Genomic DNA, 22,824 nt, shown 5'->3' with positions numbered 1-22,824 from the left:
CTTGTTTGCGGGAACCGGAGTTACCTATGATTCGTTTTGCTGTCGTTGGCACCAACTGGATTACGGAAAGTTTTATCGATGCAGCTCATGAGAGCGGCAACATGAAGCTGACCGCCATTTATTCACGCAGCCTCGAACAGGCGCGAGCATTTGGGGCCAACTACCCTGTCGAACATTTTTTCGATTCTCTCGAAGAACTGGCACAATCCGATGCGATCGACGCGGTGTATATCGCCAGCCCTAACGCGTTGCATTACCCGCAATCACTGCTGTTCCTCAGCCATAAAAAACATGTGATCTGCGAAAAACCGCTGGCGTCCAATCTGCAGCAAGTGGAAAAGCTGGTGGCCTGCGCGCGCGAAAATCAGGTAGTGCTGTTTGAAGCATTTAAAAGCGCCTATTTGCCGAACTTCCGGGTGCTGCAACAGGCATTGCCGAAAATAGGCAGGCTGCGTAAGGCTCTCCTCAACTTTTGCCAATACTCTTCCCGCTACCCACGTTATCTGGCCGGTGAAAACCCTAATACCTTTAATCCGCAATTCTCCAACGGTTCGATCATGGATATTGGCTATTACTGCGTTGCCAACGCGGTGGCGTTGTTCGGTGCTCCGCAAACGGTGCTGGCCACTGCGTCGCTACTGGATACCGGGGTCGATGCTCACGGCACCGTCTGCCTGAACTACGGTGATTTTGACGTAACCATTACGCACTCCAAAGTCAGCAACTCGAACATTCCCAGCGAGATCCAGGGGGAAGACGGCACATTGGTGATCGAGAAGATCTCCGAATATCAGAAAGTGGTGCTGACACCGCGCGGTGCCAGCCAGCAGGACCTGACCCAACCACAGCACATCAATACCATGCTGTATGAGGCGGAAGCCTTTGTCGAACTGGTGGAAAAACGGCAGATCGAACACCCCGGTTTAGCAAACTCATTAACTCTCGCCCGTTTGCTGACCGAAATCCGTCGTCAAACCGGTGTGGTCTTCCCGGCGGATGATGAATGAGATGAAACCGTTACTGTTGATGCAAACCGGCGATGCGCCGGAAGCCGTTCGCCGTGAACTGGCCAACTTTGACCAGATGTTCCTGCAACAAGGGAATATCGCTGCCGATCGCGTGCAGACCGTTCATCTTCCTGCCGGTGAGCCCCTGTTGCCGCCAGAAAACTACTGCGGCGTGGTGATCACCGGTTCACCAGCAATGGTGACGGAACAACTGCCGTGGAGTGAGCAAGCAGCGGCGTGGCTGCGACAGGCGATGCAGATCAGGCTGCCGATTTTTGGCGTCTGTTACGGCCATCAGTTGCTGGCTTATGCGTTAGGAGGAGAAGTCGGCTATCACCCGCAGGGGATGGAGGTCGGTACATTGGAGATCGAACTGCTGCCCGCCGCCAGCAACGATAAGCGCCTTGCCGCATTGCCGCCGCGTTTCAAAGCGAATCTGATCCATTCACAATCGGTGCTGACGCCACCACCCGGTGCCGACGTGCTGGCACGTTCGCAGCAGGATGCTTGCCAGATCCTGAGCTATGGCGATCACGCGTTAACCACCCAATTCCACCCGGAATTTGACGGCACGGCCATGCAGCGCTATCTGAGCTGGCTCAGCGAGCGGGATCCCGCCAATCAACAGACTTACCTTGTTAAACAACAACAGGTTAGCAATACCCCATTCAGCCAGATGCTGTTGCAAGGTTTTGTCGTCAGCCTCGGCGCGCAGCGCTTAAATGCTGGGTAACGATTTTTAAACATTGACCCCCCGCAGGTTTTGCATTATTTTTTGCCACGCAAAGGGGAGTAACTTCATTGCCGGTTAATCGTCATTACGATGCGCAAGCATCCGGTTACCGGGCAACCTGATGTCCAAGGTGTCATAACCTTCATCAACGTTGTAAGTGAGACCTTGCCGGAAGGCGAGGTTTGCTTGCAGCGTTCACAGAGCGGCTAGCGTCTTCCGACGTTGGCCGTTTTTGTTTCTAAAGGATATCCCCGATGTTGAATACCGTTGGTACTCCCTGGCTATGGGCCAGTTTCGCCGCCATTATCGTCGTTATGCTGGTGATTGATTTACTGTTGCAAGGCCGCAAAGGCGCACAAACCATGACGCTGAAGCAGGCCGCCTGCTGGTCTTTGGTGTGGGTGAGCCTGGCACTGCTGTTTAACGCCGGTTTCTGGTACTACCTGAACGAGACCGCCGGGCGCGCCGTGGCAGACACGCAAGCTCTGGCCTTCCTGACCGGTTACCTGATTGAGAAAGCGCTGGCGGTTGATAACGTCTTCGTTTGGCTGATGCTGTTCAGCTATTTTGCCGTCCCGGCTCATTTACAACGCCGTGTCCTGATCTTCGGCGTACTTGGCGCTATCATCCTGCGTACCATCATGATTTTTGCTGGTAGCTGGCTGATTACACAATTCGCCTGGTTGCTGTATCTGTTTGGCGCTTTCCTGCTGTTCACCGGTATCAAGATGGCGCTGGCGAAGGAAGATGATGCCGCCATCGGTGACAAACCGCTGGTGAAGTGGCTGCGTAGCCACCTGCGTATGACGGATAATCTGGAAGGCGAGCGCTTTTTCGTGCGCCGCAACGGCATACTGTTCGCTACGCCGCTGTTGTTGGTGCTGATCCTGGTGGAATTGAGCGACGTGATTTTCGCCGTTGACAGCATCCCTGCGATCTTCGCCGTGACCACCGATCCGTTTATCGTCCTGACCTCTAACCTTTTTGCCATCATGGGGTTGCGTGCCATGTACTTCCTGCTGGCTAACGTGGCGGAACGCTTCTCGATGCTGAAATATGGCCTGTCGGTGATTCTGGTATTTATCGGTATTAAAATGCTGATCGTCGATTTCTACCATATCCCGATCGCCATTTCTCTGGGCACGGTGGCCGGTATTCTGCTGCTGACGCTGTTGATCAACATCTGGGTCAACCACCGTAACGATATGAAATCGAGAAACACACCATAATCTGTTATCCGGGGCGCGAGTCGCCCCGTGATTGTCTGGCAATAAGCGTATAAGGCCAAATGTTATTGCGATCACATAAATGTAAATAGAATGTTATAAACGATTACTCCACACACGGAATTTCAGCATCCCCTCTTTTCAACCCCTATCATTTACTGAATACTGCTCGGGCAAACACACCTAGTTACAGATAAAACTAAAAGTTCCTACCGAGGCGCAATCATCTGTAAATCACATTTCAGGGGAGCGGAAACGCAAGAGCATCATGAATAAACTATTAGTACGCATCACTCAGGGCAGCCTGGTTAAACAAATAATGGTCGGTTTGGTCGCCGGTATCGTGGTCGCCCTGGTTTCGCCAGCCAGTGCCGCCGCTATTGGCCTACTTGGTTCGCTGTTCGTCGGCGCACTGAAAGCCGTTGCCCCGGTCTTGGTACTGGTGCTGGTGATGGCCTCTATCGCCAATCACAAACAGGGCCAGAAAACCAATATTCGCCCGATTCTGTTCCTCTATCTGATCGGTACTTTTGCGGCCGCACTGACCGCCGTTTTAATCAGTTTTATCTTCCCCTCAACGCTGGCTCTGGCCGTGGGGAATACCGATATCAACCCGCCGGGGGGTATCGTTGAGGTGCTGAAAAATCTGCTGATGAGCGTGGTCGCCAACCCGTTCAATGCATTGATCAATGCCAACTACATCGGCATTCTGACCTGGGCGGTTGGTCTGGGCCTAGCACTGCGCCATGCCTCTGAAACCACCAAAACACTGATCACCGATATGTCACACGCCATCACCTTAGTAGTGCGCGCCGTGATCCGCTGTGCGCCCTTGGGGATTTTTGGCCTGGTGGCCTCTACGCTGGCGGAAACCGGCTTTAGCGCACTGTGGGGTTATGCCCAACTGCTGGTGGTGCTGATTGGCTGTATGCTGCTGGTCGCGTTAGTGCTTAACCCGCTGATCGTTTACTGGAAGATCCGTCGTAATCCGTATCCATTGGTGTTTACCTGCCTGCGTGAAAGCGGCGTCACCGCCTTCTTTACCCGCAGCTCCGCCGCTAACATTCCGGTTAACATGGAGCTCAGCAAAAAGCTGAATCTGAACGAAGATACCTATTCGGTTTCTATCCCGCTGGGTGCCACCATCAACATGGCCGGTGCCGCGATCACCATCACCGTGCTGACCCTGGCTGCAGTGCATACGCTGGGGATCCCAGTAGACGTACCAACCGCTCTGCTGTTGAGCGTGGTAGCGGCCATCTGTGCCTGTGGTGCTTCCGGGGTGGCAGGCGGTTCGCTGTTGCTGATCCCACTGGCCTGTAACATGTTCGGCATCCCGAACGATGTCGCGATGCAAGTGGTCGCCGTGGGCTTTATCATTGGCGTCTTGCAGGATTCGGCAGAAACCGCGCTGAACTCTTCCACCGACGTGCTGTTTACCGCAGCCGCCTGTCAGGCAGAAGACCAGCGGTTGGCCGATAAAGATCCGCTGAAGAACCGCCGGTAGTTAACGATCGTCAGCCAGGCGCCCATTGGGCGCCTTTTTTTCTGCAGCAAAAGGATCGATACCACGTAGTTGCAGGCGGCGAAAACGGATGATGTTGAAGCCATTCATCAGCAGGAAGCTGCCTTCAATCAGCGAGCCACCAATCGAGCCTAGCCAGATATTGTGCGTCACCCAACACGCGGTTGAGCACCACATCACACAGCGAATCGTCAGGCCACGGGTGCGAAACAGAGCCCAGGTACTGGCTGTCGTCCCCAAAATGGGCAACAGTTCGATCCAGTGCTTGAAATGGGACAAGCCAATGATCGGCGTCAGGATAATGAAAAACCACATCATCCATAAGCTGCGAGTACGCATGGAGATCAGGTTACGGCACGCCCCTAACAGCGCACTACTGCCCGCAGCGCTGGCCCCCATCAGGAAGAAATGCACGCCGATAATCAGGCTGTAAGCCGATAATTGCAGTTTAAAGCGCTGATCGTTGCGATTGAAAAAGCTGGTGATACCCACTAAAAAGGCCAATACGCCAACGGCCTGAGCAAACCAATAAAACGTCATGAGGGATCCTGGGGCGGAAATAGCAAACGCTGGAATTAAAACGCCGTTTTATGCTACTCCCGCCCGTCAGGCTTTACAATGTCACTCCGCTTTTAAAGATCGCCAGTTCGCGGAAGTCATTAACTTCGTTACGCGCCGGTTTGCCATCGGCAATCGCGACAATCAGATCGACAAACTGCCCCAACATTTTATCCATCGGCACACCGTGGATCAGTTGCCCGGCATCGAAATCGATCCAGTGCGGTTTTTTAGCCGCCAACTCTGAGTTGGTAGCCAGTTTAACCGTTGGCACAAAACCCCCGTATGGCGTGCCGCGCCCGGTGCTGAACAACACCATATGGCAACCGGCACCGGCCAAAGCACTGGTGGCAACGGCATCGTTGCCCGGCGCACTCAGCAGGTTTAGCCCCGGCTGACGCAGGCGTTCGCCGTATTTCAACACGTCCACCACCTGGCTCTGCCCGGCTTTTTGGGTACAACCGAGTGATTTCTCCTCCAATGTGGTGATGCCGCCCGCTTTGTTACCCGGCGATGGGTTTTCGTAGATCGGCTGATCGTGGGCGATAAAGTACTGCTTGAAGTCATTGACCATACTGACGGTTTTTTCGAAGGTGCTTTCGTCACGGCAGCGGCTCATCAGAATGCGTTCAGCACCAAACATTTCCGGCACTTCCGTCAATACCGTGGTGCCGCCGTTGGCGATCACATAATCCGAGAAACACCCCAGCAACGGGTTGGCCGTAATACCGGATAAACCATCGGAACCGCCGCACTCCAGGCCAAACTTCAGTTCGCTGAGCTTGCCCGGCTGACGGCGATCGTCGCGCATGATCTGGTACAACTGATGTAAATGCTCCAGCCCGGCCTCAACCTCATCATCCTGCTGCTGGCAAACCATAAAGTGCACCCGCTGCTCATCAAATTCGCCAAGCGTGGTGCGGAATGCGTCTACCTGGTTGTTCTCGCACCCTAAACCGATAACCAGCACCGCACCGGCATTCGGGTGACGCACCATATTTTGCAGCATGGTACGGGTATTTTCATGATCCTGACCAAGCTGCGAACAGCCAAACGGGTGGCTGAACAGATGGACGCCATCGATCCCCTGCGCTTCGCCGGTTTCCTTCAAAAAGCGTTGCTGGATCTGGCGAGCAATGCCGTTGACACAACCGACCGTGGGGATGATCCACAGTTCGTTGCGGATCCCCACCTCGCCATTGCTGCGCCGATAGATCTGCACCGCGCGATCCGCTGCCTGCGCCGGTAAAGTTTGGAATTCCGGTTGATACTGGTAGCTGTCGAGATCGCTCAGGTTGGTTTTGGCATTTTGCGAATGAATATGCTCACCCGGCGCAATCGCCACCAACGCATGACCGATTGGTAAACCGTATTTGACGATCATCTCGCCTACGGCAATCGGTTCAAGAGCAAACTTATGCCCACGCGCGACGTCCTGCGCCAGCGTAATAACGCGTTCGCCCAGCGTTTGCGTCTCTCCGGCAGCCAAATCACACAGCGCCACCGCCACATTGTCTTTTGAATGAATTTTTATGATGCGTTGCATACACCAACCTATGCCAATTCGATAGCAAAATATTGCTTGGCATTATCGAAACAGATGTTTTTCACCATTTCGCCTAGCAATACGATATCCGCCGGAGCTTCGCCGTCTGCCACCCAGCGGCCAATCATCTGGCACAAGATGCGACGGAAGTATTCGTGGCGCGTGTAAGACAGGAAACTGCGGCTGTCGGTCAGCATGCCGACAAAACGGCTGAGCAGCCCAAGCTGAGCCAGTTGGGTCATCTGGCGCTGCATGCCGTCTTTCTGATCGTTAAACCACCAGCCGGAGCCGAACTGCATCTTGCCCGCCAAGCCTTCACCCTGGAAGTTGCCGATCATGGTGCCAAGCACTTCGTTATCACGCGGGTTAAGGCAGTAAAGGATGGTTTTTGGCAGATTGCCCTGCTTCGCCTGCGCATCCAGCAAGCGCGACAAAGGTTCAGCCATCGGTTGATCATTAATTGAGTCAAAACCGATATCCGGGCCAATAGTGGCAAACATCCGGCTGTTGTTATTACGCAACGCACCGATGTGATATTGCTGTACCCACTCACGGCGCTGGTATTCGCTGGCCAGGAACAGCAGCACGGCGGTTTTGAACTGTGCGCTCTGCTGCGGGGTTGGCATCTTGCCACTCAACCGCTGCGCCAGAATACTGTCCAGCGTGGCTTCATCGGCTTCACCGTAAACCACCACATCCAGCGCGTGATCGGAAACCTTGCAGCCGTGCGCCGCAAAGTAATCCAGACGTTTTTTCAGCGCGTCGCGCAGATCGCTGAAACGCGTGATCGAGGTATCTGCGGCGGCTTCCAACTGTTGCAGATAGTCATTGAACCCTGGCGCTTCAATATTAAAGGCTTTATCTGGCCGCCAGCTTGGCAACACTTTGATATCAAAACTGCCATCAGCGGCAATCGCTTTATGGTGGCGCAGATCGTCGATCGGATCATCGGTAGTCCCCACCATCTTCACGTTCATCTGTTTCATGATGCCACGCGCGCTGAATGCATCTTGTGCCAGCAATTGGTTACCACGCTGCCAAATCTCGTCTGCTGTGCTCGGTGATAGCAGTTTGCCGGTAATACCAAACGGGCGACGCAATTCCAGGTGCGTCCAGTGATAGAGGGGGTTACCAATGGTATGCGGCACCGTCGCGGCCCAGGCATCAAACTTTTCACGATCGGAGGCATCGCCAGTACACAGGCGCTCAGCTACCCCGTTGGTGCGCATTGCCCGCCATTTATAGTGATCGCCCTTCAGCCAAATATCATACATGTTTTGGAAACGGTAATTTTCGGCAATCTGCTGTGGTGGCAGATGGCAGTGATAATCGAAAATTGGCTGATCTGCAGCGTAATCATGATAGAGGCGGCGGGCAAATTCACTGTCCAACAAAAAATCATCGCTCAAAAACGTGGCCATATCGGGTTCCTCACCTTGTTTCTTGGCTAGCCTTGCGGTTAATTCGGAAAAGTTATCACACCAATTTAATCCAGCGTCCAGTCATTTTTCGCCTGCAGTACCCGTAAAAGCGTCGCCTTGAGCACATTTTATCGACAAAACCTCACCGAACTGGTGTAACAATTTGCAATCTATTATTGCCCAATTGATTCTCAGCTTTTGTGATATCACTCAACTTTCAAACCTGTATGACAAGTTATTGTCTCATCACCCCGCACTCTTTTTCAACAGTTCACTATGGCTTGTGCAGGGGGGATGCCGGTGACAGGAAGACTGGCAAACACGAATGAAAGGGAATCACCACATGAAACGCCACGGGTTTACCGGTGGCAGAAATTTCAAGATTGGGAGAAGTTTTGGATGCGTAAAATTAAAGGGTTACGCTGGTACATGATCGGTTTGGTGACCATCGGTACCGTACTCGGTTATCTGACCCGTAACGCAATGGCTGTCGCGGCCCCCACACTGGAAGGCACGCTGCATATCACCACCCAGCAATATTCCTATATTGTTGCCGCTTATTCCGCCTGTTATACCGTCATGCAACCCGTCGCCGGTTACATACTGGATGTGCTCGGCACCAAGATCGGTTATGCGATGTTTGCCATTCTGTGGGCCTTGTTCTGTATGGGCACCGCTCTGGCTAATAGCTGGGGCGGCCTGGCCATGGCCCGTGGTGCAGTAGGGATGGCTGAAGCCGCCATGATCCCTGCGGGCCTGAAAGCCACCAGTGAGTGGTTTCCTGCCAAAGAGCGCTCGATCGCCGTGGGTTACTTTAACGTCGGTTCCTCCATCGGTGGCATGCTTGCTCCGCCTTTGGTGGTGTGGGCGATTGTCGCCCACAGTTGGGAGCTGGCGTTCATCATCGTCGGGATACTGAGCCTGATCTGGGCCATCTGCTGGCTGATTTTCTATAAACACCCGAAAGACCAGAAAAAACTCAGCAGTGAAGAGCGTACTTATATTCTCGATGGGCAAGAAGCCCAGCACCAAACCAGTAATGCCAAAAAAATGTCTGCCTGGCAGATCGTGCGTAACCGGCAGTTCTGGGGCATCGCACTGCCACGCTTTTTGGCTGAACCGGCCTGGGGGACCTTCAACGCCTGGATCCCGCTGTTCATGTTCAAAGCTTACGGCTTTAACCTGAAAGAAATTGCCATGTTCGCCTGGATGCCGATGCTGTTTGCCGATCTCGGCTGCATCGTGGGGGGCTACTTGCCGCCGTTCTTCCAGAAACATTTTAAAGTGAACCTGATCGTGTCACGCAAACTGGTGGTGACTATGGGCGCGGTACTGATGATTGGCCCGGGGATGATCGGTTTATTCACCAGCCCATATGCCGCTATCGCTCTGTTGTGCGTCGGCGGTTTTGCCCACCAGTCGCTGTCTGGTGCGCTGATTACTCTTTCCTCAGACGTGTTTGGCCGTAACGAGGTGGCCACCGCTAACGGCCTGACCGGCATGGCTGCCTGGACGGCAAGTACCATGTTCGCTCTGGTCGTGGGCGCTCTGGCAGATACTCTGGGCTTCAGCCCGTTATTTGCTGCGCTGTCGGTGTTCGATATTCTCGGGGCAATTGTGATTTGGACCGTACTGCAAAACCGACCCGCAGTCGAACCCCCACCAACCCCTTTACAAACAGCAAACGCCAACAGTTAACCTCAGCAACCCGGCCTTGTGCCGGGTTTTCCACCAGTGCGCTACTGGCAGCAATAGTGGATAAGTGGTATAACAAGTACTATGGCACCGAGCCTTCCTACCACAGAGTATTCACTATGGAATTCACTGAAACCAGACGCCTTTATCAGCAATTGGCCGCCGAGCTCAAACAACGCGTTGAAAGCGGGGTCTATCCGGTGGGTGATAAGCTGCCAGCGGAGCGCTATATCGCTGAAGAAATGAACGTCAGCCGCACCGTAGTGCGCGAAGCGATTATCATGCTGGAAGTTGAAGGCTATGTCGAAGTACGCAAAGGCTCTGGGATCCACGTCATCTCCAACCAGCAGAAAAACCTGGTGATACCGGGCGATAGCCTCGAATTTGCCACCGCTGGGCCTTTTGAGCTGCTGCAGGCGCGCCAGCTCATCGAAAGCAACATCGCCGAATTCGCCGCCACTCAGGTGACCAAACAGGATATCGTTAACCTGATGGAGATCCAGGAACAGGCACGCAAAGAGGATCGCTTCCGCGACTCTGATTGGGATCTCAAATTCCACGTTCAGGTGGCGTTGGCCACCCAAAACACCGCGATGGCAACGATTGTCGAAAAAATGTGGGTGCAGAGGGTGAGCAACCCTTACTGGATCAAACTGCATGAGCATATTGACGCTCGCTCAATCGCCAGTTGGTGTGACGATCACGACGAGATCCTCAAGGCGTTGATCCGCAAAGATCCCCACGCCGCCAAGCTGGCAATGTGGCAGCACCTGGAAAATACCAAGCAGATGCTGTTCAACGCCACCACCGACGATTTTGAATACAATGCCGATCGCTACCTGTTTGCAGAGAACCCGGTAGTCCATCTGGAAAACGTTGCCGCTGGCAACAAATAGCGGCTCACCAAACGGCAGGTATTGTCAGGTAATGTAAAATCGGCTGAATCGATGCCGCTCCTGGTGCCTGCTACACGACATTTCACTGATCGTGATGCAGATTTCCCTGTTGCCAATCATGCTATTTTGGTAGAATTAGACCACTTTTTTACCTACTGGCTTGGGGGCGGAACGCGAATACATGCGCTGGTTGTTTGCCATGCTTATTGCTCTTTTTTGCTGGGCCAGCTCGGTTTCCGGCGAAAATCTCTATGCAGAACAAACCACAGCCAAAGCGTTAGTTTCTCTGGCATTTTCTGATAGGCCACAGCTTTCTCCTGACGACCCGGTTTCCCCCTCTCGGGCGGAGCTACGTCGTAAAGCCCCTGGCAAATTGCTGCTGTTATTGCCACGGGTTCAGCCCTTCTCCAGCTCATTGCTTTCTCCCGCACAGCAAGTTCCAACCTATACTTTAGCGACGGGCGCAGACAGTAATACCAAGCCTCAGCGGCAGGCAGACTCACCTGCACCGAACTGGCTTGCGCAAATCAACTGGGCCCTGCACTCCTCCCAGCAGCAAAGCAGAATCAGTGGCTGGAAAGATAGCAATATTCTTTACCGTGGTTCAGTGACTTATCACTTATGACCCGGTGTCGCATCCATTAGAACTAACGAATAAAGCAACACCGTTTCATCACTATCAGCACACTGGGTTTCCGCTCACCGCGCCCCAGCGCTGAATAAAGCAAACAATGACGTTTTAGGAACACCGGATGGATATCATTAAGCAATTGTTGGACGCCTTATGGCAGCAAGACTTCGAAACGCTGGCTAACCCTTCGCTGGTCTGGACGCTCTATGTCCTGCTGTTCATGATTTTATTTCTGGAAAATGGTCTGTTGCCCGCAGCCTTCCTGCCGGGTGACAGCCTGCTGATCCTGGTGGGTGTTCTGGTCGCAAAAGGCACCATGAATTTCCCGGTAACAATTTTTATCCTGACTACCGCCGCCAGCCTGGGGTGCTGGGTCAGTTACATCCAGGGCCGATGGCTGGGGAATACGCGAACGGTGCAGAGTTGGCTTTCACACCTGCCCGCTCACTATCACCAGCGAGCACACCAACTGTTCCACCGCCACGGGCTATCGGCGCTGCTGATCGGGCGTTTCCTGGCTTTCGTACGAACCCTGTTGCCAACCATCGCTGGCCTGTCCGGCCTGAGCAATACCCGCTTCCAGGTCTTCAACTGGATCAGCGGCCTACTGTGGGTTTTGATCCTGGTCTCCGTCGGCTTCGCTCTGGGTAAAACCCCGATGTTCCGCAAGTATGAAGATCAACTGATGTTTGGCCTGATGATGCTGCCGCTGGTATTGCTGGTCGTCGGGCTGATCGGTTCACTGGTGGTACTGTGGCGCAAGAAGCGTTCAGGCAATCCAGGTCAGGGAAAGGGCGTGTGAACGCCAAGCGTCCACGTTGGCAATACACCTTGGTCAGCGCACTGGTTTTGCTGGCCTTGGTCACGGCACTCGCGCCCTATATGGTACGCACGGAAAGCGAACTGCGTATTCATGCCCCCGATCAGGGCCAGTCGTTGCCAGACGGTTTTTATGTCTATCAGCGTCTGGATGAACGCGGTATCCGCATCAAAAGCATTACCCCCGATGGCAACGGTTTGGTGATCCGTCTGGATTCCCATGAGCAACAATTGTTGGCGCGTGAAACCTTGCAAACCATTCTTCCCCCCGGCTATATCATAGCGCTAAGCGAATCCCCAGCACCCAGCCATTGGGTGCACAAGTTTGCTCGCGCCCCGTTCAATTTAGGATAATTCTCTGCTACTAAAAGGGTTATTCTATTGGGTTGATTAACCCGCCATCTCTGCCGATCCTCACTGAGGATTATCGGCTATTTATATAGCCACTGGCGGCAGGAAGCCCCTCCCAATAAGGAATTGAATGTCATGAAAATACGTCACGCTCTCTTACTGGCAATTCCCCTTCTGGCCTATTCGGCTCTCTCTTCGGCCACTAATAACAGCAGTTGTGCTCAAAAAGCACAGGCGATTCAAACGCAGATTGATTACGCCAAGCGATACGGTAACACTTACCGCGTACAGGGCTTGGAAAAAGCGTTAAGCGAAGTGCAAACCCATTGTACAGACACCGGATTGGCAGCAGATCGCCAACAGAAAATTGCTGATAAAAAAAGAAAAGTCACCGAGCGTGAGCAAGAACTGCAAGCTGCTCGGCAAACAGGCAAAGCGGAAAAAGTTGCCAAAAAGCAGCAAAAACTGGCCGAAGCACAAGCCGAGCTGAAGGCAGCTCAGGCGGAATAATTTTTTTACACCAGCGGATTTATCGATAAGAGCCCAGCTATGGCGGGATTTTTGCAGCCTTTCACGTTATAGGTCAGTGATATCAACCAGACATAAGCCCTTTGCTCCAACGAATAAATCCGCTATGTTGGAGGTCTGTCGACGTTAAGGAGTTATCGAAATGGCACAAGATTCAAATGCAGAAAACTTACGCGCTGAACTGAAGTCGCTGGCCGATACGTTGGAAGAAGTGCTGAACTCTTCTACCGATAAATCTAAAGCTGAGCTGGATAAACTACGCACCAAAGCAGAAAACACGCTGAAAGATACTCGCGCTCGCCTGAGTGATGCGGGCGATAAACTGGCTCATCAAACCAAACAGATGGCCTGCCAGGCAGACGATTATGTGCGTGAAAACCCGTGGACCGGTGTCGGTATTGGTGCTGCGGTAGGCATTGTGTTAGGCGTTCTGCTTGCGCGCCGTTGATGATGAGCGAACAACCGAAAACTCGCACCCAGGGGCCCGCTAAAGGGCTTCTGGATATCGGCCAGCGCATCCTCACCATTCTGGTCAACATGGTGGAAACGCGCGTGCGCCTGGCCGTTATCGAACTGGAAGAGGAGAAAGCCAACCTCGTTCAGTTACTGTTAATGGCGGGGATCACCCTGCTATTCACCGCTTTTGGTCTGATGAGCCTGTTATTGCTGATTTTTTGGGCCATTGACCCTGTTTATCGCCTGATCGCACTAGGCACCACCACCGCCATCTTACTGTTTCTGGCGATTGTGGGGGTTATCTGGACCCTGGCTAAGGCTCGCCGTTCGACACTGTTAAGCGCGTCACGCAGGCAACTGAAACTGGATCGCTCCGCGCTGGAGGGGAATAATGAATCGCCGCCAGTACCGTGAATGGAAAAAACAGCAGTTGATTCAGCAGATCCAGCAACAGCGCCAGGATCTGGCAGCGAATAAAGCTCTCTGGTTGGACAAGACCGAATATCTCGATCAAGGCTGGCAAACGCTGGCCAGCCTGCGTAAATACGTGGCTATTGCTTCCAGCATGGTTGCTCTGTACGGCATCCGCCATCCCGGCAAATTTATCCGTTGGTCACGCCGTGCGTTGGGCGTTTGGAGCACGGTTCGTTTGCTCCGGAAAGCCTTCCCCGCCAAGTAAACCCTTCACCACTCGTTCAACTATCCCAGGGTAAAAGCGCGGATTCTGCACAAATTTTACGCGTTGGCGACCAAAGGCATGGCAACGTCCTGATTCATTGTATTTTAATGATGGTCGAGAAATTCAATTTTTTTGAAAAAATCTGACAGATTTACTTGCTAACAACAGCAATCATTCTCGTCTACTATTAATTTCATCAACAGGCCATCGTCAGCATAACGCTGTCTGGCCGAACAGATGCCTAGATTGGCGAACAAAATGACTTTTGGAGTTAATGATGAAAAAATTAGAAGATGCAGGCTTGCTGGTTGCACGTATTTTGATGCCAATCCTGTTTATCGTGGCAGGCTACGGCAAAATGGGTGATGCCTATGCTGGCACCCAACAATACATGCAAGCAATGGGTGTACCTGGTTTTCTACTGCCATTGACCATTCTGCTGGAGCTTGGCGGCGGTCTGGCGATTCTGTTCGGCTTCCTGACCCGCACCGTGGCACTGTTCACCGCCGGTTTCACCATTCTGACCGCACTGTTATTCCATACTAACTTTGCCGAAGGTGTCAACCAACTGATGTTCATGAAAAACCTGACTATTGCTGGTGGCTACATCGTGCTGGCCGTCGCAGGCCCCGGCGCCTTCAGCATCGACCGTATTCTGAACAAAAAATGGTAAGCTGAACTCTCTCCAAAGGCCCAGAACTCTGCTGGGCCTTTGGCTTTTCTCATACAGCAAATGAAGAGGATCATCATGGGCCAGCTCGTTGATGGCGTTTGGCAAGACACTTGGTATGACACCACCTCTACCGGCGGTCGTTTCAAGCGTTCAACCTCTCAGTTCCGTAACTGGGTTACGGCAGACGGTAAGGTCGGCGAACAGGGGAACGGGGGATTCAAAGCCGAGCAAAATCGTTACCATCTTTATGTTTCCCTCGCCTGCCCTTGGGCACACCGCACCCTGCTGATGCGCAAGCTGAAAGGTCTGGAGCAGATCATTCCGGTTTCCGTTGTTCATCCACTGATGCGGGAAAACGGTTGGACCTTTGGGAAAGACTTTCCTGCCACCACGGGCGACACTCTGCATCATAACGACTTTCTCTATCAGCTTTATCTGCGAGCCGATCCGCACTACAGCGGGCGTGTCACCGTCCCCGTACTGTGGGATAAACAGCAAAACACCCTCGTCAGCAATGAATCTGCCGACATCATCCGCATGTTTAACAGTGCATTCGATGCCGTGGGCGCGCGCGCAGGTGATTATTATCCCGTTGAATTACGCACCGAGATCGACGAGCTGAACGGCTGGATTTATGACAGCGTAAATAACGGGGTCTACAAAGCGGGCTTTGCCACCCGCCAAGAGGCTTATGATGAAGCCGTAAACGGGGTGTTTGTTGCCTTGGAGCGGCTGGAGCAGATTCTGGGGCAACAGCGCTTTCTGGCTGGCGAGCGCCTGACCGAAGCGGATTTGCGCCTGTGGACTACGCTGGTGCGCTTCGATCCGGTGTATGTCACCCATTTCAAATGCGATCGGTACCGCATCAGCGATTACCCTAATCTGTATGGCCTTCTGCGCGATATCTATCAGATGCCGGGCATCGCGGAAACAGTTAACCTGGCACATATCCGCCATCACTATTACCGCAGCCACGCCACCATCAACCCGCATGGCATTATTTCTGTCGGGCCCGCGCAAGATCTGAATGCGCCGCACGGGCGCGATCGGCACTTTGGTTAACATTTAACCCCGCCCACTGGCGTGGTTACTGATTGTCCTGCCGGGCAAACAGGCGTGGGATCTCACGCAGGAACCAGGATTTAGCCTCGCCCATGCTGTCGCGCCGCCATGCCATGATAATTTCAACTTCACGGCTGTATTCCGGCCCCACCACGCGCAAGCGCCCTGCTTCAATGTCTTTTTCCACCATGGTGTACGGCAGGGTCGCTACCCCCAAACCCGCCAGCAAAGCGCGGCGTTTATCTTCAATCGTACTGACCGTCAGACGCGGCTGCTTATCCAGCAGTTGCACAGTCAGCACTGGCCGTTCACGCGCGGTATCGGCCACCGCAATACCACGATATTTCACCCGCGTGGTTTCTGACAACGGCTCCGGCTCTTGATGGATCGGATGATCCGGTGCCGCCACATAAACGCTCATCACTTTGTATAATTTGCGGGTGTTGATTTCTGATGAGGCACGGAAGTGCATATCCGGCGCGATAACAATGTCAGCACGCCCCTGCTCCAGGCGTTCCCAGGCACCGGCCAGCACCTCAGTAAAGATCGAGACCTGGGTATTGGCCTTCAGCGCCAGTTTGTCGATCAGTGGGAACAATTTAGCCGCTGGTGACAACGCCTCACTCACAATGGTCAGATGGGTTTCCCAACCGCGCGCCAACGCTTCTGCGTCGGTGGTCAATTTATCCGCCGCTTCGAGCAACACACGCCCGCGCTCCAGCAACATCCGCCCGACGTTGGTAAACTTAGTGCGATGCCCTGAACGATCGAACAACACCACATCCAGTTCTTCTTCCAGTTTTTGCATGGTATAGCTGAGTGCTGAAGGCACTCGCCCCAGTTCATCGGCAGCGGCGGCAAAGCTGCCACGGCGGTCAATCGCATCCATTACCCTCAGTGCTTCCAGCGTTAATGCACGATCTCTGGCCATCGGATCTCTCTTTCAGGAAATTTGAATATGCCGACCAGATTAACTGGCTAACAATCCGGCGTCCAGATGCTTACCATTTGAGTTATGAATATTTAAAGAGCCGATTGCCATGATTACATGCAGAACAGCACAACAATGCGGGCAAGCTGACTTTGGTTGGCTGCAGGCTCGCTATACCTTTTCCTTTGGGCATTACTTTGATCCGAAGCTGATGGGTTATGCCTCATTGCGCGTGTTGAATCAGGAAGTGCTGGCACCCGGTGCTTCATTCCAACCACGCACTTACCCTAACGTTGATATTCTGAATCTGATCCTGCAAGGGGAAGCCGAATACCGCGACAGCGATGGTCACACCGTGCGCGCTGCTGCCGGAGAAGCACTCCTGTTCGCGACTCAGGCCGGGCTCAGTTACAGCGAACAGAATATCAGCAACACAACACCGCTCACCCGAATGCAACTGTGGTTAGATGCCTGCCCAGAGCGCAACAACGATCGGATACAACGTTTGCATCTGCCCTCACAGCCATACCAATTGCTGGCTTCGCCCGATGGCGCGCAAGGCAGCCTGCAACTGCGGCAACAGGTGTGGATCCATCATCTGAATTTACAAGCTGGTGAGCAGCAAACGCTGGCGCTGAACGGGCCACGCGCTTACCTGCAATCGATCCACGGCACGCTTTCAGCCAACGGTGAACATCATGACAGCCAAAAACTGACCTGCGGAGACGGTGCGTTTATCCACGAGGAACATCGCCTTACCCTGCGGGCAGAATCGCCGTTACGTGCTTTGCTGATTGATTTACCGGTTTAAAAGAAAAACCCCGCGCAGCTCAAGCTACACGGGGTTATCTGTTGTAGAGGGAGTTGACCGGTAAGCCGGGTTCTGTCGTGGACAGTCATTCCTCTAGGCCAGCAATCGCTCACTGGCTCAAGCAGCCTACCCGGGTTCAGTACGGGCCGTACCATGCGAACCCCTATTTGGCCTTGCTCCGGGTGGAGTTTACCGTGCCACGGACTGTTGCCAGCCGCGCGGTGCGCTCTTACCGCACCCTTTCACCCTTACCTGATCCCGCTTGCGCGGGCCATCGGCGGTTTGCTCTCTGTTGCACTAGTCGTAGGCTTGCGCCCCCCAGGCGTTACCTGGCACCCTGCCCTATGGAGCCCGGACTTTCCTCCCCTCCATCTGTCTCCCCCGAAGAGGACGGCAATGAAGCGGCGACTGTCTGGTCAACTCCGGCGCGGATAGTAGCGTCGTGGCCGCAACAGGTCAACAGCTTTACTCGGCCTGATGTTCCAGCGCATGTTTATACAGCGCATTTTTCTTCACGCCGTGGATGTCTGCCGCCAGCGCCGCCGCTTTTTTCAGCGGCAACTCTTTTTGCAACAACGCCAGCGTGCGCAGCGCCTCTGCAGGTAGTGCGTCCTCCTGCGCCTTGTGCCCTTCGACAATCAGCACCATTTCTCCACGACGACGAACTTCATCCTCCAGCACCCAAGCCAGCAGTTCCCCCACTGGCGCGCCATGGATCGACTCCCAGGTTTTGGTCAACTCACGGGCCAGCACCACATAGCGCTCCGGCCCCCATACGGTGACCATATCCTGCAGGCTTTCCAATAAACGGTGGGTTGATTCATAGAAAATCAGCGTGCGCGGTTCCTCTGCCAGCGCCAGCAGAGTATCCTTACGGCCTTTGGTTTTCGCAGGCAGGAATCCTTCGTAACAGAAGCGATCGGAAGCTACCCCCGCAGCGCACAGCGCCGTGGTGGCGGCACAGGCCCCCGGCAACGGCACAACACGGATCCCGGCTTCACGGCATCGGCGCACCAGGTGATAACCCGGGTCGTTGATCAATGGCGTGCCAGCGTCGGAAACCAATGCTATGCTCTGGCCTTCCTGCAGTTTCGCCAGCAATTGGTCCGCCTTCTGCTGTTCGTTATGGTCGTGCAGCGCAAACAACCGCGCGCTAATGGCAAAGTGTTGCAGCAGCAACCCGGTATGGCGCGTATCTTCCGCCGCAATCAGATCGACGCTTTTCAGTACTTCGAGTGCCCGATGAGTGATATCTCCCAGGTTACCAATGGGGGTAGGCACCACGTACAGCGTTGAGGCAGAAATGGCTGATTGTTGCTGTTGATTCATTGTTTCATCCGGATTGCCGATTTAATATTGAGCATCTTGAAAAAAACATCACTGGATACAGTATGCTTTCCTCAACATTCATTCGTACCAAAGCAGGGCGTTTACTCCCTGCTGTACTGGCAGCCCTGCTCTTGGCAGGTTGCCCGAGCCAGGCGCCACAAACTCCGCCCATAAATATACAAGATGAAGCGAGCGCCAACTCTGATTACTATCTGCAACAACTGCAGCAAAGTAGCGATGATAACAAGGCTGACTGGCAATTACTTGCTATTCGCGCATTAATCCGCGAGGGCAAATTGCCGCAGGCGGCGGCGCAGTTGGACACTCTGCCGCAAGATATGAACAACCAACGCTTGGTGGAACGCCAGTTATTGCTCGCAGAATTGCAGGTGAACAACAAAAGTTACGATGCTGCACGCAATTCGCTGAACAGCATCGACAGCAGCCTGCTTTCACAGAATCAGCTCGTGCGTCTGTATCAGGCACAGATTGCCGCCAATCAGGGCCAAGCCTCACTGCCGCTGATTCGTGCCTATATTGCTCAGGAACCGCTGTTGCCTGCCAATGCGCGGCAGGAGAACCTGGATAAAACCTGGCAGGCGCTGCTTGGCCTCAAGCCCGCAGATATGAACAGCCTGGTGATCAACGCCAACGAAAACGTGCTGCAGGGCTGGCTGGATCTGTTGCGGGTTTATCAGGAAAACAAGCAGGATCCAGCACTGCTGAAAGCAGGCATTAAAGATTGGCAGAACCGCTACCCGCAAAACCCAGCGGCCAAAAGCTTGCCAACGCAATTAACCCAGGTGCTGAATTTCAGCCAGGCCTCGACCTCAGGCATCGCACTCCTGTTGCCGCTCAATGGTCAGGCTAAGGTGTTTGCCGATGCTATCCAGCAAGGTTTTGCCGCCGCACAAAGTGGCATCACGCTTAGCGCGCCGGTTCAAACACCACCGCCGGGCAATGGTCTGGATCAAAATGCGGCTGCGGTAGCCAACGCCGATGGGGCCGTGAGCCCTTCTGCGCCTGCTACGGATGCCGCCATCGCACAACCGGTAGCGCCAGCAACCACGCCAGCCCTGCCAACGCCTTCCGCCAATACGCAGGTGAAGGTGTACGATACCTCCAGCCAGCCATTGCCTGCCCTGCTTGCCCAAGCCCAGCAGGATGGTGCCACACTGGTGGTTGGCCCATTGCTGAAAGCCGATGTTGATCAGCTTGCCAGCACGCCAACCCCACTGAACGTACTGGCCCTCAACCAGCCGGAACAGCCGCAAGACAGCCCGAACATCTGTTATTTTGCGCTCTCACCAGAAGATGAAGCCCGTGATGCAGCACGCCATATCTGGGCCCAGCAGAAACGCCTGCCGTTGCTGCTGATCCCACGCGGTGCGCTTGGCGATCGCATTGCCAAAGCCTTTGCCGAAGAGTGGCAGAAACAGGGCGGTCAAACCGTCTTGCAACAAAACATCGGTTCTACGACTGAGTTGCGCCAGATGGTCAACAGCGGTGGTATCCGTATGAGCGGTACGCCGGTATCGGTCGCCGCATCAGCGCCAGAGTCGGTGACTATCGCGGGCCTGACCATTCCGGCTCAGCCAAGCGAAGTCCCCGCCGCCAGCGGCGGAGGTATTGATGCGGTGTACATCATTGCCACACAAGATCAGTTAACGCTGATCAAACCGATGATCGACATGACCACCAATTCCCGCAGCAAGCCAGCCATGTTCGCCAGTTCACGCAGCTACCAGGCGGGTGCTGGCCCAGACTTCCGTCTGGAAATGGAAGGCTTGCAGTTCAGTGACATTCCTTTACTGGCCGGGGTGAATCCACAGTTGCAGCAGCAGGTCAGCACCCAGTTCCGTAACGACTATTCTCTGGTACGCCTGTATGCCATGGGAATGGATGCCTGGACATTGAGCAATCACTTTGCTGAAATGCGCCAGTTACCGGGGTTCCAGGTATCTGGTGCCAGCGGTGTGCTGAGCTCTTCCCCTCACTGTGTGATCGCCAGGAAACTGACTTGGTTGCAATACCGCCAGGGCATGGTCGTTCCGGCCTCCTGAGCCAACGCGCCAAAGGGGCGGGCTACGAAATACAGGCCCGCCGCTATCTGGAACGCGCTGGGCTGACCTTCACCGCCGCCAACGTGGCGGTGCGTGGTGGTGAGCTGGATCTCATCATGCGCGATGGTCAAACCTGGGTGTTCGTTGAGGTGCGCTACCGGCGCAGTGCCACCTTTGGTGATGCGGCTGCCAGCATCACTTACCACAAGCAACAGCGGTTGCTGCACGCCGCCGCCGTTTGGCTGGCGGGGCGCGGAGCCAGTTTTGACACATCATCTTGCCGTTTTGATGTTTTTGCGATCACCGGTAGCCAGATAGAATGGATACCGAATGCCTTCAATGCGGATTAATTATGGTTTGTACCCTAAATAATTCGAGCAGCAGGACAAAGACGCGATGCGTTTTTGCACAGCACCTATGCTGGCCCCGAGAGGGAAAAGCCACACGCCTGCGGCTTGAAGTGTGATGGGTATACCGGCGCAAGCCGGTCTTTGACTAAATGGATTAAAACAACGTGCTGGATAGAATCAAAGTCTGTTTTACCGAGAGTATCCAAACCCAGATTGCGGCGGCGGAAGCCCTACCTGACGCAATATCCCGCGCCGCGCTGACCCTGGTCCAATCATTATTAAACGGTAACAAGATCCTGTGCTGCGGCAACGGGACTTCCGCTGCCAATGCTCAGCATTTTGCCGCCAGCATGATCAACCGGTTTGAAACCGAGCGCCCCAGCCTGCCCGCTATCGCGCTGAATGCCGATAACGTGGTGCTGACCGCGATCGGCAACGATCGTCTGCATGATGAGGTCTATGCCAAACAGGTGCGGGCGCTGGGCCATACCGGAGACGTCTTGCTGGCGATTTCCACCCGTGGTAACAGCCGTGATATTGTGAAAGCGGTTGAAGCGGCAGTGACGCGCGATATGACCATTGTGGCACTCACGGGCCACGACGGTGGGGAATTGGCAGGTTTACTCGGCCAGCAGGATGTTGAGATCCGTATCCCCTCCCACCGTAGCGCTCGTATTCAGGAAATGCATATGTTTACCGTAAATTGCCTATGTGACCTGATTGATAATACATTGTTCCCCCACCAGGACGATTAAAGGAACTGAGATGAAGCTGAAAACAACATTAGCAGTACTGTTCAGCGCCCTGCTGTTACAAGGCTGTGTGGGTGCTGTCGTGGTCGGCAGTGCCGCCGTAGCCACCAAAACTGCCACCGATCCACGTTCCGTAGGAACACAGGTTGATGACGGAACCCTGGAAGCTCGGGTTGAAAATGCCCTGAGCAAAGATCAGCAACTGAAAAAAGAAGCCCGGGTTGTCGCCACCGCTTATCAAGGCAAGGTGCTGCTCACCGGTCAGGCCCCCAATCGCGAGCTTGCCAGCCGCGCCAAGCAGATCGCACTCGGCGTAGAGGGTGCTACAGAAGTGTATAACGAAATCCGCCAGGGCACGCCTGTCAGCCTGGGCACGGCATCGGTCGACACGTGGATCACCACCAAAGTCCGCTCACAGCTCCTGACCACCGATACGGTCAAATCCTCGAACGTGAAAGTGACGACCGAGAATGGTGAAGTGTTCTTACTGGGCCTGGTAACGCAAAAAGAAGGGCAATCCGCAGCTCAAATCGCCAGCCAGATTAGCGGTGTCAAGCACGTCACCACGGCATTTACCTACGTTAAGTAAACTCGAACGCCGGGGTAGATACCCTCACCCCGGCCCTCTCCCAGTGCTGTCTCTTATACACATCGTGCTTGTCTCTGCCAGTCAGGTGTAATGGGAATTGCCGTAAACAGCATGCAATCCCATGACCCCACTGTGAACGGCAATTGCAGGGCCCAAGGCGGGGCCCTGCACCCCGCCCACGCTTAACATGGCC

General features: G+C 54.2%; 25 protein-coding genes and 1 other RNA gene. 20 read left to right on the top strand and 6 right to left on the bottom strand.

The annotated features are described in order from the left end of the window. The first annotated feature begins 26 nt into the window (after nucleotides 1-26). The 4 genes from IV04_RS11050 to sstT all read left to right on the top strand — a co-directional run bounded on the left by IV04_RS11050 (nucleotide 27) and on the right by sstT (nucleotide 4,473). Nucleotides 27-1,007: a Gfo/Idh/MocA family protein gene (locus IV04_RS11050; protein ID WP_037397778.1), complete on the top strand. Its 981-nt coding sequence runs from the start codon at nucleotides 27-29 to the stop codon at nucleotides 1,005-1,007. Nucleotide 1,008: 1 nt separating this feature from the next. Continuing rightward, nucleotides 1,009-1,740 carry a glutamine amidotransferase gene (locus IV04_RS11045; protein WP_037397775.1) on the top strand — a complete coding sequence of 244 codons (732 nt, stop codon included), beginning with the start codon at nucleotides 1,009-1,011 and terminating at the stop codon, nucleotides 1,738-1,740. A 254-nt stretch (nucleotides 1,741-1,994) separates the two neighbouring features. Next, nucleotides 1,995-2,969 carry a TerC family protein gene (locus IV04_RS11040; RefSeq protein ID WP_037397772.1) on the top strand — a complete coding sequence of 325 codons (975 nt, stop codon included), beginning with the start codon at nucleotides 1,995-1,997 and terminating at the stop codon, nucleotides 2,967-2,969. A gap of 265 nt (nucleotides 2,970-3,234) precedes the next feature. Next, nucleotides 3,235-4,473 (top strand): serine/threonine transporter SstT, encoded by a 1,239-nt coding sequence (gene sstT, locus IV04_RS11035; RefSeq protein WP_037397769.1) that lies wholly within the window; start codon nucleotides 3,235-3,237, stop codon nucleotides 4,471-4,473. Here sstT and IV04_RS11030 read toward each other — a convergent pair whose 3' ends face one another. From IV04_RS11030 to uxaC, 3 genes are all read right to left on the bottom strand, one after another. Further along, nucleotides 4,474-5,031, bottom strand: a complete 558-nt coding sequence (locus IV04_RS11030) for a YgjV family protein (protein ID WP_037397766.1) — start codon at nucleotides 5,029-5,031, stop codon at nucleotides 4,474-4,476. A gap of 73 nt (nucleotides 5,032-5,104) precedes the next feature. Then, a complete protein-coding gene (locus IV04_RS11025) occupies nucleotides 5,105-6,595 on the bottom strand; it encodes a UxaA family hydrolase (RefSeq protein ID WP_037397763.1) in 1,491 nt (496 codons plus the stop codon). A gap of 8 nt (nucleotides 6,596-6,603) precedes the next feature. Next, nucleotides 6,604-8,016 (bottom strand): glucuronate isomerase, encoded by a 1,413-nt coding sequence (gene uxaC, locus IV04_RS11020; RefSeq protein WP_037397760.1) that lies wholly within the window; start codon nucleotides 8,014-8,016, stop codon nucleotides 6,604-6,606. Nucleotides 8,017-8,415: 399 nt separating this feature from the next. Here uxaC and IV04_RS11015 point away from each other — a divergent pair, with 399 nt between their 5' ends. From IV04_RS11015 to IV04_RS10965, 11 genes are all read left to right on the top strand, one after another. Next, nucleotides 8,416-9,714: an MFS transporter gene (locus tag IV04_RS11015; RefSeq protein ID WP_037397757.1), complete on the top strand. Its 1,299-nt coding sequence runs from the start codon at nucleotides 8,416-8,418 to the stop codon at nucleotides 9,712-9,714. A 116-nt stretch (nucleotides 9,715-9,830) separates the two neighbouring features. Then, nucleotides 9,831-10,607 (top strand): transcriptional regulator ExuR, encoded by a 777-nt coding sequence (gene exuR / locus IV04_RS11010; RefSeq protein WP_037397754.1) that lies wholly within the window; start codon nucleotides 9,831-9,833, stop codon nucleotides 10,605-10,607. A 181-nt stretch (nucleotides 10,608-10,788) separates the two neighbouring features. Beyond that, a complete protein-coding gene (locus IV04_RS11005) occupies nucleotides 10,789-11,232 on the top strand; it encodes a hypothetical protein (protein WP_037397751.1) in 444 nt (147 codons plus the stop codon). A 127-nt stretch (nucleotides 11,233-11,359) separates the two neighbouring features. Further along, entirely contained in the window at nucleotides 11,360-12,040 is a 681-nt protein-coding gene (locus tag IV04_RS11000; RefSeq protein ID WP_037397748.1) for a DedA family protein, read from the top strand. After that, complete coding sequence (gene mzrA, locus IV04_RS10995) at nucleotides 12,037-12,411, top strand: EnvZ/OmpR regulon moderator MzrA (protein ID WP_037397745.1); 375 nt, start codon at nucleotides 12,037-12,039, stop codon at nucleotides 12,409-12,411. Before IV04_RS11000 ends, mzrA begins: the two co-directional genes overlap by 4 nt. Before the next feature lie 132 nt (nucleotides 12,412-12,543). Continuing rightward, nucleotides 12,544-12,918: a DUF1090 domain-containing protein gene (locus IV04_RS10990; protein WP_037397741.1), complete on the top strand. Its 375-nt coding sequence runs from the start codon at nucleotides 12,544-12,546 to the stop codon at nucleotides 12,916-12,918. Nucleotides 12,919-13,078: 160 nt separating this feature from the next. After that, nucleotides 13,079-13,384: a YqjD family protein gene (locus IV04_RS10985; RefSeq protein WP_037397737.1), complete on the top strand. Its 306-nt coding sequence runs from the start codon at nucleotides 13,079-13,081 to the stop codon at nucleotides 13,382-13,384. 2 nt (nucleotides 13,385-13,386) lie between these two features. Further along, nucleotides 13,387-13,806: a phage holin family protein gene (locus IV04_RS10980; RefSeq protein WP_037397975.1), complete on the top strand. Its 420-nt coding sequence runs from the start codon at nucleotides 13,387-13,389 to the stop codon at nucleotides 13,804-13,806. Next, on the top strand, nucleotides 13,784-14,071 hold the full coding sequence (locus IV04_RS10975) for a YqjK-like family protein (protein WP_037397734.1): 288 nt from the start codon (nucleotides 13,784-13,786) through the stop codon (nucleotides 14,069-14,071). Before IV04_RS10980 ends, IV04_RS10975 begins: the two co-directional genes overlap by 23 nt. A gap of 277 nt (nucleotides 14,072-14,348) precedes the next feature. Then, on the top strand, nucleotides 14,349-14,744 hold the full coding sequence (locus IV04_RS10970) for a DoxX family protein (protein WP_037397731.1): 396 nt from the start codon (nucleotides 14,349-14,351) through the stop codon (nucleotides 14,742-14,744). A gap of 75 nt (nucleotides 14,745-14,819) precedes the next feature. Then, nucleotides 14,820-15,806 (top strand): glutathione S-transferase family protein, encoded by a 987-nt coding sequence (locus IV04_RS10965; protein ID WP_037397728.1) that lies wholly within the window; start codon nucleotides 14,820-14,822, stop codon nucleotides 15,804-15,806. Nucleotides 15,807-15,831: 25 nt separating this feature from the next. On the opposite strand, the gene IV04_RS10960 is transcribed toward IV04_RS10965, so the two are convergent. Then, the gene (locus tag IV04_RS10960) at nucleotides 15,832-16,737 is read right to left on the bottom strand and encodes a LysR family transcriptional regulator (protein WP_037397725.1); all 906 of its coding nucleotides are present in this window, start codon (nucleotides 16,735-16,737) and stop codon (nucleotides 15,832-15,834) included. Nucleotides 16,738-16,846: 109 nt separating this feature from the next. On the opposite strand from IV04_RS10960, the gene IV04_RS10955 reads away from it, so the two are divergent. After that, nucleotides 16,847-17,548: a pirin family protein gene (locus IV04_RS10955; protein ID WP_037397721.1), complete on the top strand. Its 702-nt coding sequence runs from the start codon at nucleotides 16,847-16,849 to the stop codon at nucleotides 17,546-17,548. 45 nt (nucleotides 17,549-17,593) lie between these two features. Here IV04_RS10955 and rnpB read toward each other — a convergent pair. Together rnpB and rsmI are read right to left on the bottom strand one after the other, a co-directional pair. Then, an RNA gene (gene rnpB, locus IV04_RS24675) (RNase P RNA component class A) lies at nucleotides 17,594-17,972 on the bottom strand. 41 nt (nucleotides 17,973-18,013) lie between these two features. Next, nucleotides 18,014-18,877, bottom strand: coding sequence for a 16S rRNA (cytidine(1402)-2'-O)-methyltransferase (rsmI, locus tag IV04_RS10950; RefSeq protein ID WP_037397719.1), 864 nt, complete (start codon nucleotides 18,875-18,877; stop codon nucleotides 18,014-18,016). 62 nt (nucleotides 18,878-18,939) lie between these two features. Here rsmI and IV04_RS10945 point away from each other — a divergent pair, with 62 nt between their 5' ends. The 4 genes from IV04_RS10945 to dolP all read left to right on the top strand — a co-directional run bounded on the left by IV04_RS10945 (nucleotide 18,940) and on the right by dolP (nucleotide 22,631). Next, entirely contained in the window at nucleotides 18,940-20,940 is a 2,001-nt protein-coding gene (locus tag IV04_RS10945) for a penicillin-binding protein activator (RefSeq protein WP_037397717.1), read from the top strand. Next, entirely contained in the window at nucleotides 20,937-21,290 is a 354-nt protein-coding gene (locus IV04_RS10940) for a YraN family protein (protein WP_197062165.1), read from the top strand. Before IV04_RS10945 ends, IV04_RS10940 begins: the two co-directional genes overlap by 4 nt. A 164-nt stretch (nucleotides 21,291-21,454) precedes the next feature. Continuing rightward, nucleotides 21,455-22,045, top strand: coding sequence for a DnaA initiator-associating protein DiaA (diaA, locus tag IV04_RS10935; protein ID WP_037397713.1), 591 nt, complete (start codon nucleotides 21,455-21,457; stop codon nucleotides 22,043-22,045). 10 nt (nucleotides 22,046-22,055) lie between these two features. After that, on the top strand, nucleotides 22,056-22,631 hold the full coding sequence (gene dolP / locus IV04_RS10930) for a division/outer membrane stress-associated lipid-binding lipoprotein (RefSeq protein WP_037397710.1): 576 nt from the start codon (nucleotides 22,056-22,058) through the stop codon (nucleotides 22,629-22,631). Nucleotides 22,632-22,824 lie beyond the last annotated feature (193 nt).

The sequence above is a fragment of the Serratia sp. Ag1 genome, from assembly GCF_000743355.1.
GTDB lineage: Bacteria > Pseudomonadota > Gammaproteobacteria > Enterobacterales > Enterobacteriaceae > Chania.
Note: the sequence above shows the minus strand (reverse complement) of the source record. Positions and strands in the feature narration are given on the sequence as shown.

Bases quoted from the DNA above. Each gene is read 5' to 3' on its own strand.
- IV04_RS11050 (WP_037397778.1), top strand. From the start codon at position 27: ATGATTCGTTTTGCTGTCGTTGGCACCAACTGGATTACGGAAAGTTTT.
- IV04_RS11045 (WP_037397775.1), top strand. From the start codon at position 1,009: ATGAAACCGTTACTGTTGATGCAAACCGGCGATGCGCCGGAAGCCGTT.
- IV04_RS11040 (WP_037397772.1), top strand. From the start codon at position 1,995: ATGTTGAATACCGTTGGTACTCCCTGGCTATGGGCCAGTTTCGCCGCC.
- sstT (WP_037397769.1), top strand. From the start codon at position 3,235: ATGAATAAACTATTAGTACGCATCACTCAGGGCAGCCTGGTTAAACAA.
- IV04_RS11030 (WP_037397766.1), bottom strand. From the start codon at position 5,031: ATGACGTTTTATTGGTTTGCTCAGGCCGTTGGCGTATTGGCCTTTTTA.
- IV04_RS11025 (WP_037397763.1), bottom strand. From the start codon at position 6,595: ATGCAACGCATCATAAAAATTCATTCAAAAGACAATGTGGCGGTGGCG.
- uxaC (WP_037397760.1), bottom strand. From the start codon at position 8,016: ATGGCCACGTTTTTGAGCGATGATTTTTTGTTGGACAGTGAATTTGCC.
- IV04_RS11015 (WP_037397757.1), top strand. From the start codon at position 8,416: ATGCGTAAAATTAAAGGGTTACGCTGGTACATGATCGGTTTGGTGACC.
- exuR (WP_037397754.1), top strand. From the start codon at position 9,831: ATGGAATTCACTGAAACCAGACGCCTTTATCAGCAATTGGCCGCCGAG.
- IV04_RS11005 (WP_037397751.1), top strand. From the start codon at position 10,789: ATGCGCTGGTTGTTTGCCATGCTTATTGCTCTTTTTTGCTGGGCCAGC.
- IV04_RS11000 (WP_037397748.1), top strand. From the start codon at position 11,360: ATGGATATCATTAAGCAATTGTTGGACGCCTTATGGCAGCAAGACTTC.
- IV04_RS10990 (WP_037397741.1), top strand. From the start codon at position 12,544: ATGAAAATACGTCACGCTCTCTTACTGGCAATTCCCCTTCTGGCCTAT.
- IV04_RS10985 (WP_037397737.1), top strand. From the start codon at position 13,079: ATGGCACAAGATTCAAATGCAGAAAACTTACGCGCTGAACTGAAGTCG.
- IV04_RS10980 (WP_037397975.1), top strand. From the start codon at position 13,387: ATGAGCGAACAACCGAAAACTCGCACCCAGGGGCCCGCTAAAGGGCTT.
- IV04_RS10975 (WP_037397734.1), top strand. From the start codon at position 13,784: ATGAATCGCCGCCAGTACCGTGAATGGAAAAAACAGCAGTTGATTCAG.
- IV04_RS10970 (WP_037397731.1), top strand. From the start codon at position 14,349: ATGAAAAAATTAGAAGATGCAGGCTTGCTGGTTGCACGTATTTTGATG.
- IV04_RS10965 (WP_037397728.1), top strand. From the start codon at position 14,820: ATGGGCCAGCTCGTTGATGGCGTTTGGCAAGACACTTGGTATGACACC.
- IV04_RS10960 (WP_037397725.1), bottom strand. From the start codon at position 16,737: ATGGCCAGAGATCGTGCATTAACGCTGGAAGCACTGAGGGTAATGGAT.
- IV04_RS10955 (WP_037397721.1), top strand. From the start codon at position 16,847: ATGATTACATGCAGAACAGCACAACAATGCGGGCAAGCTGACTTTGGT.
- rsmI (WP_037397719.1), bottom strand. From the start codon at position 18,877: ATGAATCAACAGCAACAATCAGCCATTTCTGCCTCAACGCTGTACGTG.
- IV04_RS10945 (WP_037397717.1), top strand. From the start codon at position 18,940: ATGCTTTCCTCAACATTCATTCGTACCAAAGCAGGGCGTTTACTCCCT.
- dolP (WP_037397710.1), top strand. From the start codon at position 22,056: ATGAAGCTGAAAACAACATTAGCAGTACTGTTCAGCGCCCTGCTGTTA.